This window comes from Pseudotabrizicola sp., assembly GCF_030684215.1.
Classification (GTDB): domain Bacteria; phylum Pseudomonadota; class Alphaproteobacteria; order Rhodobacterales; family Rhodobacteraceae; genus Pseudotabrizicola.
In genome coordinates this window covers 1-14,967 of the sequence record NZ_JAUXOV010000054.1, presented here as the reverse complement: position 1 = coordinate 14,967, position 14,967 = coordinate 1, and the positions used below count along the sequence as shown (strand labels likewise).

16 protein-coding genes are annotated in these 14,967 nt (G+C 61.9%); 13 read left to right on the top strand and 3 right to left on the bottom strand.

Going from position 1 to position 14,967, the window contains the following annotated elements; translation table 11 throughout:
• Positions 1–30 precede the first annotated feature (30 nt).
• From obgE to Q8K08_RS10665, 3 genes are all read left to right on the top strand, one after another.
• A complete protein-coding gene (obgE, locus tag Q8K08_RS10675; protein WP_304804177.1) occupies positions 31–1,053 on the top strand; it encodes a GTPase ObgE in 1,023 nt (340 codons plus the stop codon).
• A complete protein-coding gene (gene proB / locus Q8K08_RS10670) occupies positions 1,041–2,168 on the top strand; it encodes a glutamate 5-kinase (RefSeq protein WP_304804179.1) in 1,128 nt (375 codons plus the stop codon). Before obgE ends, proB begins: the two co-directional genes overlap by 13 nt.
• A gap of 71 nt (positions 2,169–2,239) precedes the next feature.
• Positions 2,240–3,517 carry a glutamate-5-semialdehyde dehydrogenase gene (locus Q8K08_RS10665; protein WP_304804181.1) on the top strand — a complete coding sequence of 426 codons (1,278 nt, stop codon included), beginning with the start codon at positions 2,240–2,242 and terminating at the stop codon, positions 3,515–3,517.
• 7 nt (positions 3,518–3,524) lie between these two features.
• Here the strand turns inward: Q8K08_RS10665 and Q8K08_RS10660 are convergent, their stop codons facing one another.
• Positions 3,525–4,124 (bottom strand): histidine phosphotransferase family protein, encoded by a 600-nt coding sequence (locus tag Q8K08_RS10660; RefSeq protein WP_304804183.1) that lies wholly within the window; start codon positions 4,122–4,124, stop codon positions 3,525–3,527.
• 33 nt (positions 4,125–4,157) lie between these two features.
• Here Q8K08_RS10660 and Q8K08_RS10655 point away from each other — a divergent pair, with 33 nt between their 5' ends.
• The 3 genes from Q8K08_RS10655 (at position 4,158) to Q8K08_RS10645 (ending at position 6,090) form a co-directional block, all read left to right on the top strand.
• The gene (locus Q8K08_RS10655) at positions 4,158–4,331 is read left to right on the top strand and encodes a DUF3553 domain-containing protein (protein WP_304804185.1); all 174 of its coding nucleotides are present in this window, start codon (positions 4,158–4,160) and stop codon (positions 4,329–4,331) included.
• Positions 4,332–4,474: 143 nt separating this feature from the next.
• A complete protein-coding gene (locus Q8K08_RS10650; RefSeq protein ID WP_304804187.1) occupies positions 4,475–5,263 on the top strand; it encodes a GNAT family N-acetyltransferase in 789 nt (262 codons plus the stop codon).
• Positions 5,260–6,090 carry a lysophospholipid acyltransferase family protein gene (locus Q8K08_RS10645; protein ID WP_370870542.1) on the top strand — a complete coding sequence of 277 codons (831 nt, stop codon included), beginning with the start codon at positions 5,260–5,262 and terminating at the stop codon, positions 6,088–6,090. The genes Q8K08_RS10650 and Q8K08_RS10645 overlap by 4 nt, the downstream gene beginning before the upstream one ends.
• 9 nt (positions 6,091–6,099) lie before the next feature.
• Here the strand turns inward: Q8K08_RS10645 and Q8K08_RS10640 are convergent, their stop codons facing one another.
• The gene (locus tag Q8K08_RS10640; RefSeq protein WP_304804191.1) at positions 6,100–6,720 is read right to left on the bottom strand and encodes a thiamine phosphate synthase; all 621 of its coding nucleotides are present in this window, start codon (positions 6,718–6,720) and stop codon (positions 6,100–6,102) included.
• Positions 6,721–6,846: 126 nt separating this feature from the next.
• Here Q8K08_RS10640 and Q8K08_RS10635 point away from each other — a divergent pair, with 126 nt between their 5' ends.
• From Q8K08_RS10635 to Q8K08_RS10610, 6 genes are all read left to right on the top strand, one after another.
• Entirely contained in the window at positions 6,847–7,584 is a 738-nt protein-coding gene (locus tag Q8K08_RS10635) for an RNA methyltransferase (RefSeq protein ID WP_305250047.1), read from the top strand.
• A 49-nt stretch (positions 7,585–7,633) separates the two neighbouring features.
• Positions 7,634–8,095: a hypothetical protein gene (locus Q8K08_RS10630; RefSeq protein ID WP_305250046.1), complete on the top strand. Its 462-nt coding sequence runs from the start codon at positions 7,634–7,636 to the stop codon at positions 8,093–8,095.
• 253 nt (positions 8,096–8,348) lie between these two features.
• Entirely contained in the window at positions 8,349–9,515 is a 1,167-nt protein-coding gene (gene ctaA, locus Q8K08_RS10625) for a heme A synthase (protein ID WP_305250045.1), read from the top strand.
• 29 nt (positions 9,516–9,544) lie between these two features.
• Positions 9,545–10,996: a carboxypeptidase M32 gene (locus tag Q8K08_RS10620; protein WP_305250056.1), complete on the top strand. Its 1,452-nt coding sequence runs from the start codon at positions 9,545–9,547 to the stop codon at positions 10,994–10,996.
• Positions 10,993–12,186: an MFS transporter gene (locus tag Q8K08_RS10615; protein WP_305250044.1), complete on the top strand. Its 1,194-nt coding sequence runs from the start codon at positions 10,993–10,995 to the stop codon at positions 12,184–12,186. The genes Q8K08_RS10620 and Q8K08_RS10615 overlap by 4 nt, the downstream gene beginning before the upstream one ends.
• A gap of 276 nt (positions 12,187–12,462) precedes the next feature.
• The gene (locus Q8K08_RS10610) at positions 12,463–12,882 is read left to right on the top strand and encodes a PaaI family thioesterase (RefSeq protein ID WP_305250055.1); all 420 of its coding nucleotides are present in this window, start codon (positions 12,463–12,465) and stop codon (positions 12,880–12,882) included.
• A 60-nt stretch (positions 12,883–12,942) separates the two neighbouring features.
• Here Q8K08_RS10610 and Q8K08_RS10605 read toward each other — a convergent pair whose 3' ends face one another.
• On the bottom strand, positions 12,943–13,317 hold the full coding sequence (locus Q8K08_RS10605; RefSeq protein WP_305250043.1) for a polymer-forming cytoskeletal protein: 375 nt from the start codon (positions 13,315–13,317) through the stop codon (positions 12,943–12,945).
• A 180-nt stretch (positions 13,318–13,497) separates the two neighbouring features.
• Here Q8K08_RS10605 and Q8K08_RS10600 point away from each other — a divergent pair, with 180 nt between their 5' ends.
• Positions 13,498–14,469 (top strand): agmatinase, encoded by a 972-nt coding sequence (locus tag Q8K08_RS10600; RefSeq protein ID WP_305250041.1) that lies wholly within the window; start codon positions 13,498–13,500, stop codon positions 14,467–14,469.
• Positions 14,470–14,967: the final 498 nt, after the last annotated feature.

The following is a 14,967-nucleotide window of genomic DNA, read 5'->3' as shown; positions in this document are numbered from 1 at the left end:
ATTCCACCGTTTTTCCGAAAGCCTGATCTCATGAAATTCCTCGACCTCGCCAAAGTTTACATCCGCTCGGGCGGCGGTGGGGGCGGCTGTGTGTCGTTCCGGCGCGAGAAGTTCATCGAATTCGGCGGCCCCGACGGCGGCGATGGCGGCAATGGTGGCTCTGTTTGGGTGGAGGCGGTTGAAGGCCTGAACACGCTGATCGATTTTCGCTATCAACAGCACTTTTTCGCCAAATCGGGCCAGCCCGGCATGGGCGCGCAGCGAACCGGCAAGACCGGCGAAGATATCGTGCTGCGCGTGCCGGTGGGCACCGAGATTCTGGATGAGGATGAGGAAACCATCATCGCCGACCTGACAGAGGTTGGGCAAAAGGTCATCCTCGCCCAAGGTGGCAATGGCGGCTGGGGCAACCTTCGGTTCAAATCATCGACCAACCGCTCGCCCGCCCGCGCCAATCCGGGGCAAGAGGGTGTGGAGCGCACGATCTGGCTGCGCCTGAAGCTGATCGCCGATGCCGGGCTTGTGGGCCTGCCGAATGCGGGCAAGTCCACCTTTCTGGCCGCAGTGTCGAACGCCCGGCCCAAGATTGCAGATTACCCGTTCACTACGCTGATCCCCAACCTTGGGGTGGTGGGCGTGGATGGCGCCGAATTTGTTATGGCCGATATTCCCGGCCTGATCGAGGGCGCATCCGAAGGGCGGGGCCTTGGCATCCAGTTTCTGGCCCATGTCGAGCGCTGCAAGGTGCTGTTGCATCTGGTCGATGGTACCTCCAGCACCATCACCAAGGATTACAAGACCATCGTGACCGAGTTGGAGGCCTATTCCGAGGTGCTGGGCGACAAGGCCCGCATCGTCGCGCTGAATAAATGCGACGCGATGGACCCAAAGCAAATATCCGACCGCAAGCGCGCGCTGGAAAAAGCCAGCGGCGGCCCGGTGCATGTGATTTCCGGCGTGGCGGGCAAGGGCTTGCAGGATGTTTTGCGCGATATCTACCGCACGATTCAGGGTGAGGCTCCGGAAGTGGAGGCTGGCCCGTGGCAGCCCTGAGCGCGCTTCACGCCCCTGACATCCGCAACGCCAAACGGCTGGTCGTCAAAATTGGCTCGGCTTTGTTGGTAGACCGTCAATCCGGCCTGAAACAGGGCTGGCTGTCGGCGCTTGCCATGGATGTGGCCGAAGCGAAGGTGCGCGGCACTGATGTGGTGCTGGTATCATCGGGGTCTATTGCGCTTGGCCGCAAGGTACTGGGCCTTGGAGATGGCGTGCTGACACTGGAGCAATCTCAGGCAGCGGCGGCGGTGGGGCAGATCCGCCTTGCCCGCGCCTATGAGGAGGTGTTGGCGCCGCATGGCATTACCACCGCGCAGGTGCTGGTCACGCTGGAAGACACCACCGACCGCCGCCGCTATCTGAACAGCCGCGCAACGATGGAAACCCTGCTGGGGCTGGGTGTGGTGCCTATCGTGAATGAAAATGACACGGTGGCCACAGACGAGATCCGCTTTGGCGACAACGACCGTCTGGCCGCGCAGATTGCGGTGACGGTGGGGGCGGATCAGCTGATCCTGCTGTCGGATGTGGATGGGTTCTATTCCGCCAACCCCAAATCAGACCCGACTGCGCAACGCTTTGATCTGGTGGAACATATCACCTCCGAGATTGAGGCGATGGCGGGCGATCCGATATCCGGCATGTCAAAGGGCGGGATGAAAACCAAACTGCTGGCCGCCAAGACCGCGATTGCGGGGGGCTGTGCCATGGCGATAATGGAAGGCTCGGTTCTGCGGCCGCTTTCCGCTTTGGCCAATGGGGCGCAGCGCACATGGTTTGTGGCTCAGGCCGATCCGCAACTGGCGCGCAAGCGCTGGATCAACGCGATGAAACCGCGGGGCGAGCTGGTGCTGGACGCAGGCGCGGTGACCGCGCTGCGGGCAGGCAAATCGCTGTTGCCCGCCGGTGTGACGCGGGTGACGGGCAGCTTTGGTCGCGGCGAGCCGGTCTCGATCCTGTCGCCGGAGGGCCTTGTGCTGGGCAAGGGGCTGGTGCGCTATACGGCGGCAGAGGCCAAGGCGATTGCTGGGCATCGGTCGGGCGATATTGCCGGCATTCTGGGCTATGAGGGCCGGGCGGCGTTGGTGCATCGCGACGATATGGTGATCTGACCGTAACCGCCGCGGGGCTGCCTGCCCCCGGACCTCCCGAGAGTATTTCGACCAAGATGAAGGCGGAAGATATGGAGCAGAGCAGTATCCTCGACGCAGGCGCGACGGCGCTGATGGAGAAATTGGGCCGTGCGGCGCGCGATGCGGCGGCGGAACTGGCTTATGCCACACCGGAGCGCAAGCATGCGGCGCTGATCGGAGCGGCAGATGCAGTGTGGGAGCGTCGTCAGGTGATCCTCGACGAGAACACGCTTGATCAGGAATATGGCACGCAAAAAGGGCTGAGCCCTGCAATGATGGACCGTTTGCGGCTGGACGAAGGGCGCATTCGGGGCATGGTTGACGGCTTGCGGGCGGTGGCCGCGCAACCCGATCCGGTGGGGCGGGTGCTGGCAGAGTGGGATCGGCCAAACGGGCTTCATATTCAGCGGGTTGCCACGCCACTGGGGGTGGTCGGGGTCATTTATGAGAGCCGCCCGAATGTGACGGCGGATGCGGGAGCGTTGTGTCTGCAGTCCGGGAATGCGGTGATTTTACGGGGTGGGTCCGAGAGCTTTCATTCCTCGACCGCGATACATGCCTGCATGGTCGACGGGTTGCGCAGTGCCGGTCTGCCCGAGGCGGCGATTCAGCTTGTCCCGACCCGCGACCGAGAGATGGTGACGGCCATGCTGCGAGCCGTGGAGCATATCGACGTGATTGTGCCGCGCGGCGGCAAGGGTCTGGTTGGCCTTGTGCAGCGCGAGGCGCGGGTGCCGGTCTTTGCGCATCTGGAAGGGATTTGCCACGTTTATGCCGATGGGGCAGCAGATCTGGAAAAGGCGCGCAGGGTGGTGCTGAACGCCAAAACGCGACGCACGGGGATTTGCGGATCGGCGGAATGTCTGCTGATCGACTGGCAGTTTTACACCAAACATGGCGCTGTGCTGATCGAGGATCTGCTGGCCGCCGGGGTTGAGGTGCGCACCGAGGGCGAGTTGTTGAAGGTTCCGGGCACGGTGCAGGCCGCTCCTGATGATTTCGGGCGCGAGTTTCTGGACATGATCATCGCGGCGAAGCTGGTTGACGGGGTGGACGGCGCGATTGCCCATATCCGCAAACATGGCTCCAGCCATACCGAGAGCATTCTGACCGAGACTGACGCGACCGCCGATCGGTTCTTTCAACGGCTGGACAGTGCCATTTTGATGCGCAACGCCAGCACCCAGTTTGCCGATGGTGGCGAATTCGGGATGGGGGCCGAGATTGGCATTGCCACGGGCAAGATGCATGCGCGCGGGCCTGTCGGGGCCGAGCAGTTGTGCAGCTTCAAATACCTTGTGCGTGGGGATGGCACCTGCCGGGCCTGAGGCGTGGCTAGTAGGACAGGCGCACCGCAGCATTGCCCAGTTCTACGGTCAGGCGGCGGTGCTGGCGGTTGATTTCATCGCGTAGCAGCGGGAAATGCACCTGAGCCGGGCCCAAATCGACCGTGGCCGCCGGGTTTGACAGCAGTTCCCAAAGGTCTGGATCGACGCGCAAGCGTGCCGTTTCGCCGCGTAGCGTCCACCTTGTATCACCTCGCTCAATCGACAGGGTGCCGCCGTGGGGCATCGCGCTTTCAAGGCAAAGTATGGCAAGAAACGCCAGCTTGACCTCACGCCGGGACAGATCGGTGGGCGATTGCCAATCCATCGTCAGTCGGCCGCCACGGGTAAGATCGCTCAGAATGCCGGCCACTTCTGCGCGGCCGATGCGATGGTCACTGGCCCCGGCCGCCCCAAATGCCACCCGGAAAAACCGGATGCGGGCATTGGCATTGGCCACACTGTCCACAATCAGCGCCAGTTCGGGGCTGCTGCCTATGCCATCCATCATCAACAGTTCAACCCCATTGCCGATGGCACCGATCGGGCTGATAAGGTCGTGGCAAATGCGCGAGCCCAGAAGGGCGGTCAGATCAGGCTTGTCAGTCATGGGCAAAATCCTGACGGGAACAGGGGGTGGAGTATGAATGCTATTCTAGAGCCGGGGATGATGGTGCGACACCCTGATCGGGAAGACTGGGGTCTAGGGCAGGTACAGTCAAACATCGGCGGACGGATCACGGTGAACTTTGAACATGCGGGTAAGGTGGTGATTGATGGTCGTCAGATCGAACTGGTGCTGATCTTTGGCACATAGGTTGAATTGCCATATTAGGCGCATGGTTCTGTCGATACTCAACCATCAATTCCCCGTGCCCCATTCAGGTTGCTTTATCGTATCCCTGCTTTTATCCCCGTCATTGTTAACTGAAGGTTAAGTCGGTTGGTGGAGACCATCTTGTGAGCAAAAAGCAATCGGAAGATCGCTATGAGGCGCGGCTTGCCACCTTTGATGCGGACATCGCGTCGGCGCTTCGGCTGCGGTACCGGGTGTTTGTCGAAGAACTGGGGGCTGATGGTCCGGGGGTTGATCATGCCACAAGGACCGAGCGGGATGAGTTTGACGCCGTGTTTGACCATCTGGTGCTGGTGGACCGCATGGCTGATCCGGGCCAGGGCGATCATGTAGTTGGCGTTTACCGCCTGCTGCCAAGTGATCGGATGCCCCGGATCGGGCGGTTTTATTCCGAAAGCGAGTTTGACCTGACACTGCTGAAGGCGTCGGGCCGCAAACTGCTGGAGTTGGGGCGGTCTTGCATTCACGCCGATCATCGTGGCGGCACCGGCATGTTTCATTTGTGGAACGCTTTGGCACGCTATGTGCTGGAGCATGAGATCGACATTCTGTTTGGCGCAGCAAGCTTTCCGGGCACCGACCTAGCGGCCTTGGCCGAGCCGTTGTCTTTGCTGCACCACGCGCATCTGGCACCACCCTCTTTGCGGGTGCGCGCACATGGGGTTGGCGCGGGGCAGGTGCATCTGCTGCCCGCGGCGGAGGTGGATCGCCGCAAGGCATTGGCGGCGACGCCTGCGCTGATCAAGGCCTATTTGCGCCTGGGCGGCTTTGTGGGCGAAGGCGTGTTTGTGGATCACGCCTTCAACACCACCGATGTTTGTCTGGTTCTGGACACCAACCGGATGAGTCAGAAGCACAAAGAATTCTATCTTCGCAAGGGTGAGGCCGGATGAATTGGCACTGTGACGCGCCTCCGGTAGCGCCGATGTCGGCTCTGGCTTGGTTGCGCTTTGGTCTGCGTGCGGGTATTTTGGGTGTTGTGACCTATGGCGGATTGGTTCTTTTGCTGGTGGTCCGTGGCATTGAATGGCCGGTGTTTGGCATGAACCGACCATGGACGCCCCGGATTACCCAGACCGTGTGCCGCATGGCAATGGCGATCATGGGCATCGGTCTGACCGTGCGTGGTGTGCCGATGCGGCAGCGCGGGGCGATGGTGGCAAATCATGCGTCCTGGCTGGATATCTTTGCGCTCAATGCCTGCGCGCCGATGTATTTCGTGGCCAAGTCCGAAGTCTCGGGGTGGGCAGGCATTGGCTGGCTGGCGCGCGCGACCGGCACCGTTTTCATTGCCCGCAAGGGAACCGAAGCCAAGCGCCAGCAACAGATGTTCGAGGACCGACTGCGCGCCGGTCACCGGCTGATGTTCTTTCCAGAGGGCACCTCGACCGACAGCCGCAGGGTTCTGCCCTTCAAATCAACGCTTTTTGCAGCGTTCTTCACCCATGGGCTAGAGGCAGTGATGCATATTCAGCCCGTGACGGTGATCTATCGCGCACCAGAAGGGGCAGATCCGCGCTTTTATGGCTGGTGGGGGGATATGACTTTTGCCGGGCATCTGGTCGCGGTTTTGTCTGCGCGCCGTCGGGGCGCTGTTGAGGTGATCTTTCACCCCGACGTGCCGGTGGATGCCTTTACCAATCGCAAAGACCTTTCCACCTATTGCGAACGGGTGATCGCGACAGCCCACCCCGATCTGGAGCGGGCCACCGACCCGTGACGCAAAGGATCAGCCCAAGGGCGCGATAAGGGCTTTGAGGGCCGCAACCGGATCATCGCTGCCCCAGATTTCGGCTCCGATGGCAAAGAAATCGGTGACGGGGCCGAATTGTTCCACCAATTCAGTCGTTAGCGCGCCTTCGGCGATCACGGGCACTTCGATCATTTCGGACCACCACTCGAACAGCTCGAAATCTGCCTGCGTACCCTGACCCAAGGGTGAGGCGCCAATCGCGCCAAAGGCCACGTAATCGGCCCCGCCTTCGCCAGCGCTGATGCCTTCGTGGCGTGTGGCCCCGCAAAACGCCCCGACAATCGCATCAGAGCCAAGGTCTTTGCGCGCCTTGCGCACGCTGCGCGCGCCGTCGGTCAGGTGAACGCCATCAAGGCCAAGCCGGTCCACCAGCAGAAGATGGGTTTCCATCACCACCGCTACATCGCGTGCATGCGCCACCTCACGCAGCACATCCCCCGCGCGCAGCAGGTTGTCTTCCTCGCGGCTGGCCAGTGCAATGCGCAGGCAGGCCACATCTACCGCATCCAGCACAGTGGCCAGACGGGTGGGAAAGACATCAAGGTCAAAGCTGGGCGGTGTGATCAGGGTGATTTGCGGGCGGTCTTCAACGGCCATGACATGTCCTGCGGGCAAGGGAAATGAGGAGTTCCGGCTGGCTTACCAGCCTTTTTCCGGCTTGACCATGTCTTGCCCGCAAGGGTGGGCTGGCGTAACAGGCCCATATAGATTGGGGTCTGCCGCATGATTGAACCTGCCTTCATCCTTGTCCGCCCGCAGATGGGCGAGAATATCGGGGCCGCTGCCCGAGCAATGCTTAACTTTGGCCTGACCCGGATGCGGATCGTGGCCCCGCGCGATGGCTGGCCCAATCCACGGGCGGTAGCGATGGCCTCTGGCGCGGGGCGGCTGCTTGATCAGGCTGGGCTGTTCCCCGATGTGGCGGCGGCGATCGGGGATTGTGACTTTGTCTTTGCCACCACCGCTCGCCCGCGTGAACTGGTCAAGCCCATCGTCACGCCAGAGCGCGCGATGGAAATGGCCCGCGCTATGGCAGCCGAGGGCAGAAGGGTGGGCATTTTGTTCGGGCCAGAGCGGGCAGGGCTGGAAAATGACGATGTGGCGCTGGCCAATGCCATCGTCACGGTTCCGGTCAACCCTGATTTTCCCAGCCTGAACCTTGGTCAATGCGCGCTTTTGATGGGCTATGAGTGGCGGCGGCAGACGGTAGAGGTCGTGCCGGAAGTGATGGAACTTGCCCGCACCGAGTTTGCCGCCCGCGTTGAGGTGGAAAAGCTGGCCGATCACTTTGAAGAACGGCTGGAAGCAGCGGGGTTCTTTTTCCCCGAGACAAAAGCCGCAAATATGCGGCTGAACTTGCGCAGCATGTGGGCACGGCTGAACCTGACCCGAGCCGAGGTGCAGACATTTCACGGGATGCTGCGCCAGATCGCCTATAGGCTGCGCCAGCAGGGGGAATGATCCGCTCTTTGCCATTCCTGTTCTTCGGTCAACGCTAAGGAGACCACTGATGTCCGGCACTGAATTTGCGAAATGGCAGAAGGAAAAGGCTGTGCTGGCGCTGGTTGAAGAGGCGCAGGCGGTGGCCGACCGTCTGGCCATGGGCAAGCCGCATGCGGTTGAAATGCACGCCGCCGCCGCGCAGTTCTGGGCCGCGGTATATCTGGCCGAGGGACAGGATCTGGTGGAGTTGATTGACTGGAAACCCGCCGAGATCACGCGTTTTATCCGGGCCGCACAAACCAAGATCGCCGCACTGCGCAAGACGCGGGACTATACCAGCAGCGACGGGCTGGCGGTCTGGCTCCATTCGGCCAGGGCGGTGGTTGAACCACGTATCGCGCCAGCGGTGCGCGACATCTGGGCGCAGCTTTCAGCTGCGGGCCAAAATGTGGAATCGATGCTGACGGATTTGTTGCAGGATGCTGGACTGCCCGCGGCGCAGGGACGCAAAACACCCAAGGGGCTCTGAAAACCGCAGCTTGTTTCCAAAGAAAGCTCCCTTTTCGGACAGGCTGCGCCAGTGGGGCACGCAGAAATGAGCAATTTTGCCAAGGTGAAGTCACAGGCGCTGGGCATTGCGGTTTCATCTTGGCAAAAATACTCAAACGCCGACCTGCGAGTCGCGTGCGAAGGGTGCCAGCAAGGCGACCGCTTTGCCGCAGCCCCCTTGAAGCGGCATCGGCAGGGGCCTAGTGTCCGGGCCAACAAGGTATGAGGCGGGCATGGCGACGAAACGCAGCATTTTTGAAGAGGTGGGCGGCACGGGTGCGGCCCCCAAGGCGCAGGGAGGGCTGATTGACACAGGCCCAAAGGGCGCGCGAGGCGCGGTGCGGGGCTGGCTGATTGTGCTGTTCGGGATGGTGATGGCGATGATCGTGGTGGGCGGGTTGACCCGGCTGACCGATTCCGGGTTGTCGATCACCGAGTGGCGGCCTGTGACCGGGGCCCTGCCGCCGATGAATGACGCCGACTGGCTGTCCGAGTTCGAAAAGTACCGTACCAGCCCGCAGTATCAACTGATGAACGCGGGCATGGAGATGTCGGCGTTCAAGGTGATTTACTGGTGGGAATGGGGCCATCGGCAGCTTGGCCGGGCGGTGGGTCTGGTCTGGGCGGTTGGCTTCCTGTTCTTTTGGGCCACCAAGCGGATTCCGCCGGGTTGGACCGGGCGGTTGCTGCTCTTGGGCGCTTTGGGCGGGTTGCAGGGGGCGATTGGCTGGTGGATGGTGGCCTCGGGGTTGACCGGGGTGATGACGTCGGTTGCGTCATACCGTTTGGCCACACATCTGGGGCTGGCTTTTGTGATCCTTGGGTTCATCGCTTGGTATGTGTTCTTGCTTGGTCGCAGTGAAGCGGCGTTGATGCAGGCGCGGCGCACGCGCGAGGGCAAGCTGTTTGGCCTGTCCACCGGGCTGATGCATTTTGCGTTTTTGCAGATCATTCTGGGGGCTTTGGTGGCCGGGATTGATGCGGGTCGCGCCTTTCCGACATGGCCGGATATGAACGGGCAGTTCTTTCCTGCGGATGCGTTTTATGTGGCGGACGGGCAGGGTGGCGCGCTTCCTGTCTGGCATGCGTTCTTTGAGAACCCCGGTCTGGTGCAATTCATGCACCGGATGGCGGGCTATGGACTGTTTGCGTTTGGCGCGGTCGTCTGGCTGCGCGGGCGAAAGTCGGCGCATGGCACCACGAGGTTAGCTTTTCATATGGTGATGGCGATGATGCTGGCTCAGATGTGCCTTGGGATCATGGCAGTGCTGACCGGGGCTCAGCTGCATGTTGCGATCACGCATCAGTTGGGCGCGGTCATTCTTTGGGTGCTGATCATCCGCGCCCGTTATTTGTCGCAATACCCGCTGGCCGGGTCGATCCGAGGGGGCACAGCGTGACTGTGAACAATACGGCTTACGCCGATCTGATGGCGTTCCAGCGCGAGACCGAAGCCTTGGGGCAGGTGGCCGGGCGTTTGGGCTGGGATCAGGAAACGATGATGCCGCGTGGGGCGGCTGAACAACGCTCGGACGAGATGTCAGCAATGGAAGGCGTGCTGCACGCCCGGCGCGCGGATCCGCGGATTGCCGGTTGGCTGGCGCAGGCCGATCCGGTGGATGCGGTGGCGGCGGCCAACCTGCGGCATATCTCACGGTCGTATCAGCGGGCCACAAAGGTGCCTGCCGCCTTGGCCCAGGAACTGGCACGGGTGACCAGCATTGCGCAAGGTATCTGGGCCGAGGCGCGGGCAAAGGATGATGTCGCAGCCTTCCTGCCCACTCTGGCCGAAGTGATCCGCCTGCGGCGTGAGGAGGCGACATGCCTTGCGCAGGGCGGCGATCTCTACGACGCACTGATCGAGGATTTTGAGCCGGGGGCGACGGCGGCATCGCTGGGCGCGATGTTTGATGCGATGCGGCCAAGGCTGGTCGCGCTGCGCGAGGCGGTTTTGGGGGCGACCTATCAGCCCGTGAAACTGGAGGGTCATTTTGGGCAAGAGGCGCAGATGCGCATGGCGCGCGATCTGGCCACAGCCTTTGGCTATGACTGGGAAAGGGGGCGTCTGGATCTTGCGGTGCATCCGTTCAGCTCTGGATCGGGTGACGATGCTCGCATCACGACGCGGGTGGTCGAGGCCGATCCGTTCAACTGCTTTTACTCGACCATCCACGAAGTCGGGCATGCCTGCTATGAGCTGGGGATTGACCCCGATTACCGCCTGACCCCGCTTGGATCAGGCGTCAGCATGGGCGTGCATGAAAGCCAAAGCCGGATCTACGAGAACCAGATGGGGCGGGGCCGGGCGTTTGCAGGGTGGATGTTTGGCCAGATGCAGGGGCGGTTTGACGGCCTGAATATCCCGGATGCAGATGCGTTTTACGCGGCCGTCAACCGGGTGCAGTCGGGCTTTATCCGCACCGAAGCCGATGAGGTGCATTACAACCTGCATGTCATGCTGCGCTTCGATCTGGAACGCGCTCTGATCCGCGGAGATCTGGCGGTCGGTGATCTGGAGTCGGCCTGGAATGACCGCTTCCGCGCAGATTTCGGCGTCGAGGTCATGCGTCCAAGTCAGGGGATGTTGCAGGATGTGCATTGGTCCTGTGGCCTGTTTGGCTATTTCCCGACTTACAGCCTTGGCAATGTTTATGCCGGGTGCCTGAACGTGGCCATGCGCCGCGATGTGCCGGATGTCGATGACCATCTGGCGCGCGGCGATGCCACACCGGCAACGGCGTGGCTGCGCGAAAACCTGCAGCGCCACGGTGGCTTGTATGAGCCGCGCGAGGTGGTGGCGCTGGCCTGCGGGTTTGAGCCAAGCGAAGGGCCGCTGCTGGACTACCTTGAGGCGAAGTTCAGGGCGATCTACCGGTTGTGACCTCCAGTGCGACCACGAGCCGCCGCGAAAAGGCGGCAGTCTGGGCCTTGGCCTTTGGGCAAACGCTGGGCTATGCTTGCTTTTTCTACATCTTTGCCGCCCTTGTTCTGGTCTGGCAGCGCGACTTGCCATGGGGCAATGGCGTGTTGGCGCTGGGCCCGTTTCTGGCGATCGCGGTTACGGCTGCGTTGTCGCCTCAGGTCGGGCGCTGGGTGGATCGTGGGCATGCGTTGCGCCTCATGGGGTTTGGCACTGTGCTTGGTGCCGCGTCCTTGGCGGTATTGGCGGTTGCGTGGCATCCGGTTGTTTACCTGCTGGCCTTTGTCGGGCTGGGGGCGGCGGCGTCGGCCACACTTTACGAGGTGTGTTTTGCCCTGCTGATCCGACGATTTGCAGATGAGGCGCGCGGGCCGATTACCCGGGTCACACTGGTGGCGGGGCTGGCGTCAACGCTGGCCTTTCCGGCAGGGGCCGCCTTGGCCGAGGCTTTTGGCTGGCGCATCGCGGTCTGGGTTGCGGTGGCAGTGGTGCTTTGCGTGATGCTGCCGTTGCAGGTCTGGGGCGCGCACAGCTTGGGCGGGGGGCGTGTCAAAGGCGCCCCAAAGCCAGCCGTCGGGGCATCGTGGCGTGTCATCCTTGCGAGGCCCGGTGTGCTGGGGTTAATGGCGCTGTTTGCGCTTTTGAACCTTGATCACTGGATGCTGGTCAGCCTTATGCGCCCCCTTTTGGCCGAGATGGGAATAAGCGACGGGCGGGCTGTCACCGCAGCGGCCTTGATCGGTCCGTCGCAGGTTCTGGGCAGGTTGGCCCTGATGGCGGCAGGGGCGCGGCTGCAAACGCGGATGGCCTCGCAGTTCACAGTGCTTGCGATGGTAGCGGGGCCAGCCTTTCTGTTGCTGTCAGGTGGGGGGTTTGTGTTGGTCCTTGCCTTTGCGGCAGTGCAGGGGGCCGCCATGGGCATCCTGACGATATTGAAGCCGCTGCTGATCGCTCAGATCAATGGATCCGCCGATTATGCGGCTTCGGCCGCCGCAATTTCCCTGCCTGCCATGCTGGCAACCGCCGTGGCGCCACTCTTGGGCACCTGGATCATGGGCTTTGGCGGGCCGATGACGCTGGTGGTGTTTGCGCTGGCACTTGCCCTTGGCGCGCTTGGCATGCTGCTGCGCGGCCAGCTGCGTGCGAGCTGACAGACGCGGTTCGCTACAGGTCTGCGCTGCCGCATTCATCTTGGCAAGAATACTCCCGCCGGAGACACCCGCATTGTCCGTCCGTGCCGCCATTTCTGGTCGCGCGCACGCATGTCCCAAAGCGCGTAATGTCTTCGTCGGTTTCCCGCCAGAGCATGCCATCCATCCATCATCGCCTTGCCAGCCTGATCAAAGCCGCCGCAGCGGGGGCGCCTGTCATTGCATCTTCCTGCGGTTTGCTGGCAGCTTGGGCTGCAGGTGCAGATGAGGGAAGATATGACGGTGACGATGGATGCGGCGGCCTTGCAAGCGTTTCTGGCGCAAGATTTTGGTCAGGTCGCAGAAGATTTCAGTGTCGAGCGCGCTGACGCGGCCGGTGTGACCCTGCGCCTGCGGGTGGTCACGCGGCATTTGCGGCCCGGTGGCACGGTGTCGGGCCCGGCGATGTTTGGCCTTGCCGATGTGGCGATGTATCTGGCAATCCTGTCGCGCATCGGCCCGGTGGCCTTGGCGGTGACGACAAATTGCGCGATTGATTTCATGCGCAAGCCGCACGCCGGGGTCGATCTGCTGGCTCAGGCGCGGGTGCTCAAGCTGGGGCGCAGTTTGGCGGTGGGTGATGTGCTTTTGTTTTCCGAAGGCGGGCCAGAGCCGGTCGCCCGCGCCAGCCTGACCTATGCGATCCCGCCAGCATAGCGCCCCAATGCAAAACGGCCCCCGCAAGCGGAGGCCGTATCTGCCCTGCGCTGCGAAGGCTCAGGTCTTTTGCTTGGCGAACTGGCCTTCGATCAGGGCACCGCTTTCGATGATCAGCGTGCGGTAGGTGATGTCAGCGGCCACTTGCGCCGCCGCGCGCAGGGTAAAGCTGCCCGCGCTGATCTGCCCATCAACCTTGCCGCGCACATCGACGGTTTCGGCTGTGATGGTGCCGTTCATCCGCCCCTCGGCCCCAACGACCAGGCTGCGCGCGGTGACGTTGCCGTCAATATCACCCAGCATTTCGATATCGCCGATCGACGAGATTTCACCTGTGATTTTCAGATCGCTGGAAAACACCGATTTAGTGTTGGAGGGGCGTGCCGGAGGCGTGCCACCCGGGGGGGCTGTCTGGTCTGAGGTCTTGTTGAACATGATCCGTCCGTTAATGGCTTTGCCTGATAAGGGCTGATGGCTGGCAATCGGTCAAGGCCTGCGGCGCCAAGTGTCGGCAAACGGGCGCTCATTGGCCGGTTCCATGTCGGCAATGGGCCTGACAGGGGGGGAGGGGGGTGGTTTGATCGCGACAATGATCACATGACAGGAGTGCCGCCCATGAGCCAAGACCCCTTCTTTGTGCCCGTTTCCGGGTTCGAGTTGCCACGATTCGCCGGGGTGGCCAGTTTCATGCGGCTGCCGGTGGTAACGCCCGACCACGCGCGTTTTGACCAGGTGCAGATCGGGCTGGTGGGCGCGCCCTGGGATGGCGGTACGACCAACCGGCCTGGCCCGCGCCACGGCCCGCGCGCGTTGCGTGACGCCTCTACCATGATCCGGGCCGAGAACGGAGCCACGGGAGTGCGCCCGTTCGAAAGGGTGCGCTGTGCCGATCTGGGTGATGTGGGGCCAAACCCTGCCGACCTGATGGACAGTCTTATTCGAATGCAGACGTACTACACCCGCGTGCGCGAGGCGGGCATTGTGCCCTTGACCGCAGGGGGGGATCATCTTTGTACGTTGCCGATCCTGCGCGCGCTGGCGAAGGATCGCCCACTTGGGATGATCCATTTCGACAGTCATACCGATCTGTTCCACAGTTATTTCAACGGTTCTATGTATACGCATGGCACACCCTTTCGCCGGGCGGTCGAAGAAGGACTGCTGGACCCCGCGCGCGTGACTATGATCGGCATTCGCGGCTCCGCCTATGACCGCGAAGATCGGGACTTTGCCGATGCGGTGGGTATTCGCGTCATCGCGATTGAAGAGTTCCATGCGCGCGGACTGGCAGACGTGATGGCCGAGGCCCGCACGCGCGCGGGGCAGGGGGAGACATATATCTCATATGACATCGACTTCATCGACCCGGCCTTTGCTCCTGGTACCGGCACACCCGAGATTGGCGGACCAAACAGCTTTCAGGCCTTGCAGGTGGTGCGCGAGTTGGCAGGGGTGCGGATCGTCGGCGCCGATGTGGTCGAGGTGTCGCCGCCCTTCGATCTGAACGGGGCGACGGCCTATCTGGGGGCAACGGTGATGTTTGAGCTGCTTTGCGTGATGGCAGAGTCGATCCGCGCCGAATCCTGACAAGATTCGCCGCGAGTCGGGGCGGAACTCGAAGAGGATTCGATAAAGATTCGGGTTGGGCAGCCCAAAATCTGGCCGCTCGGCTCGAAATGACACCCCGACCAGCGCATCTCTGACGGGCAGTGTGAGAAAAGTTTGGGCATTTCATCCAAGGAAATAAAGGCTAGGGAAGAAAAACGACAGTGATGTGAAAATTTCCTCTTGCAGCTTTTGGAAGCTAGGCCTAAACACCGCCTTACCGAAGCGGAAGACAAGCGGAAACGCGGAACGGAAGCGGAAGAAAGCGACGACGAAGATCGACGCAAACATCTGGAGGCACGGTTGCAGGAAGCACCAAGTGATTGGTGGTCCTGAAAATTTTGTCTTCTTGCTCTTTGAAAATTGAAAGTGATGAAGGGATATGTGGGCGGTTTGGACGCATCGGCGTCTAACACGTAGCATATCTGCCCAGCAGGGGAGTGACCGTAAGGTTGCCGACCGATGACCTGGGGAAAGCTT

Excerpts from the sequence above, each read along its gene's own strand:
- Q8K08_RS10635 (WP_305250047.1), top strand. The coding sequence starts at position 6,847 with ATGATTGAACCTGCCTTCATCCTTGTCCGCCCGCAGATGGGCGAGAAT.
- Q8K08_RS10665 (WP_304804181.1), top strand. The coding sequence starts at position 2,240 with ATGGAGCAGAGCAGTATCCTCGACGCAGGCGCGACGGCGCTGATGGAG.
- Q8K08_RS10655 (WP_304804185.1), top strand. The coding sequence starts at position 4,158 with ATGAATGCTATTCTAGAGCCGGGGATGATGGTGCGACACCCTGATCGG.
- Q8K08_RS10645 (WP_370870542.1), top strand. The coding sequence starts at position 5,260 with ATGAATTGGCACTGTGACGCGCCTCCGGTAGCGCCGATGTCGGCTCTG.
- obgE (WP_304804177.1), top strand. The coding sequence starts at position 31 with ATGAAATTCCTCGACCTCGCCAAAGTTTACATCCGCTCGGGCGGCGGT.
- Q8K08_RS10600 (WP_305250041.1), top strand. The coding sequence starts at position 13,498 with ATGAGCCAAGACCCCTTCTTTGTGCCCGTTTCCGGGTTCGAGTTGCCA.
- Q8K08_RS10610 (WP_305250055.1), top strand. The coding sequence starts at position 12,463 with ATGACGGTGACGATGGATGCGGCGGCCTTGCAAGCGTTTCTGGCGCAA.
- Q8K08_RS10605 (WP_305250043.1), bottom strand. The coding sequence starts at position 13,317 with ATGTTCAACAAGACCTCAGACCAGACAGCCCCCCCGGGTGGCACGCCT.
- Q8K08_RS10660 (WP_304804183.1), bottom strand. The coding sequence starts at position 4,124 with ATGACTGACAAGCCTGATCTGACCGCCCTTCTGGGCTCGCGCATTTGC.
- ctaA (WP_305250045.1), top strand. The coding sequence starts at position 8,349 with ATGGCGACGAAACGCAGCATTTTTGAAGAGGTGGGCGGCACGGGTGCG.
- Q8K08_RS10620 (WP_305250056.1), top strand. The coding sequence starts at position 9,545 with ATGGCGTTCCAGCGCGAGACCGAAGCCTTGGGGCAGGTGGCCGGGCGT.
- Q8K08_RS10640 (WP_304804191.1), bottom strand. The coding sequence starts at position 6,720 with ATGGCCGTTGAAGACCGCCCGCAAATCACCCTGATCACACCGCCCAGC.
- Q8K08_RS10630 (WP_305250046.1), top strand. The coding sequence starts at position 7,634 with ATGTCCGGCACTGAATTTGCGAAATGGCAGAAGGAAAAGGCTGTGCTG.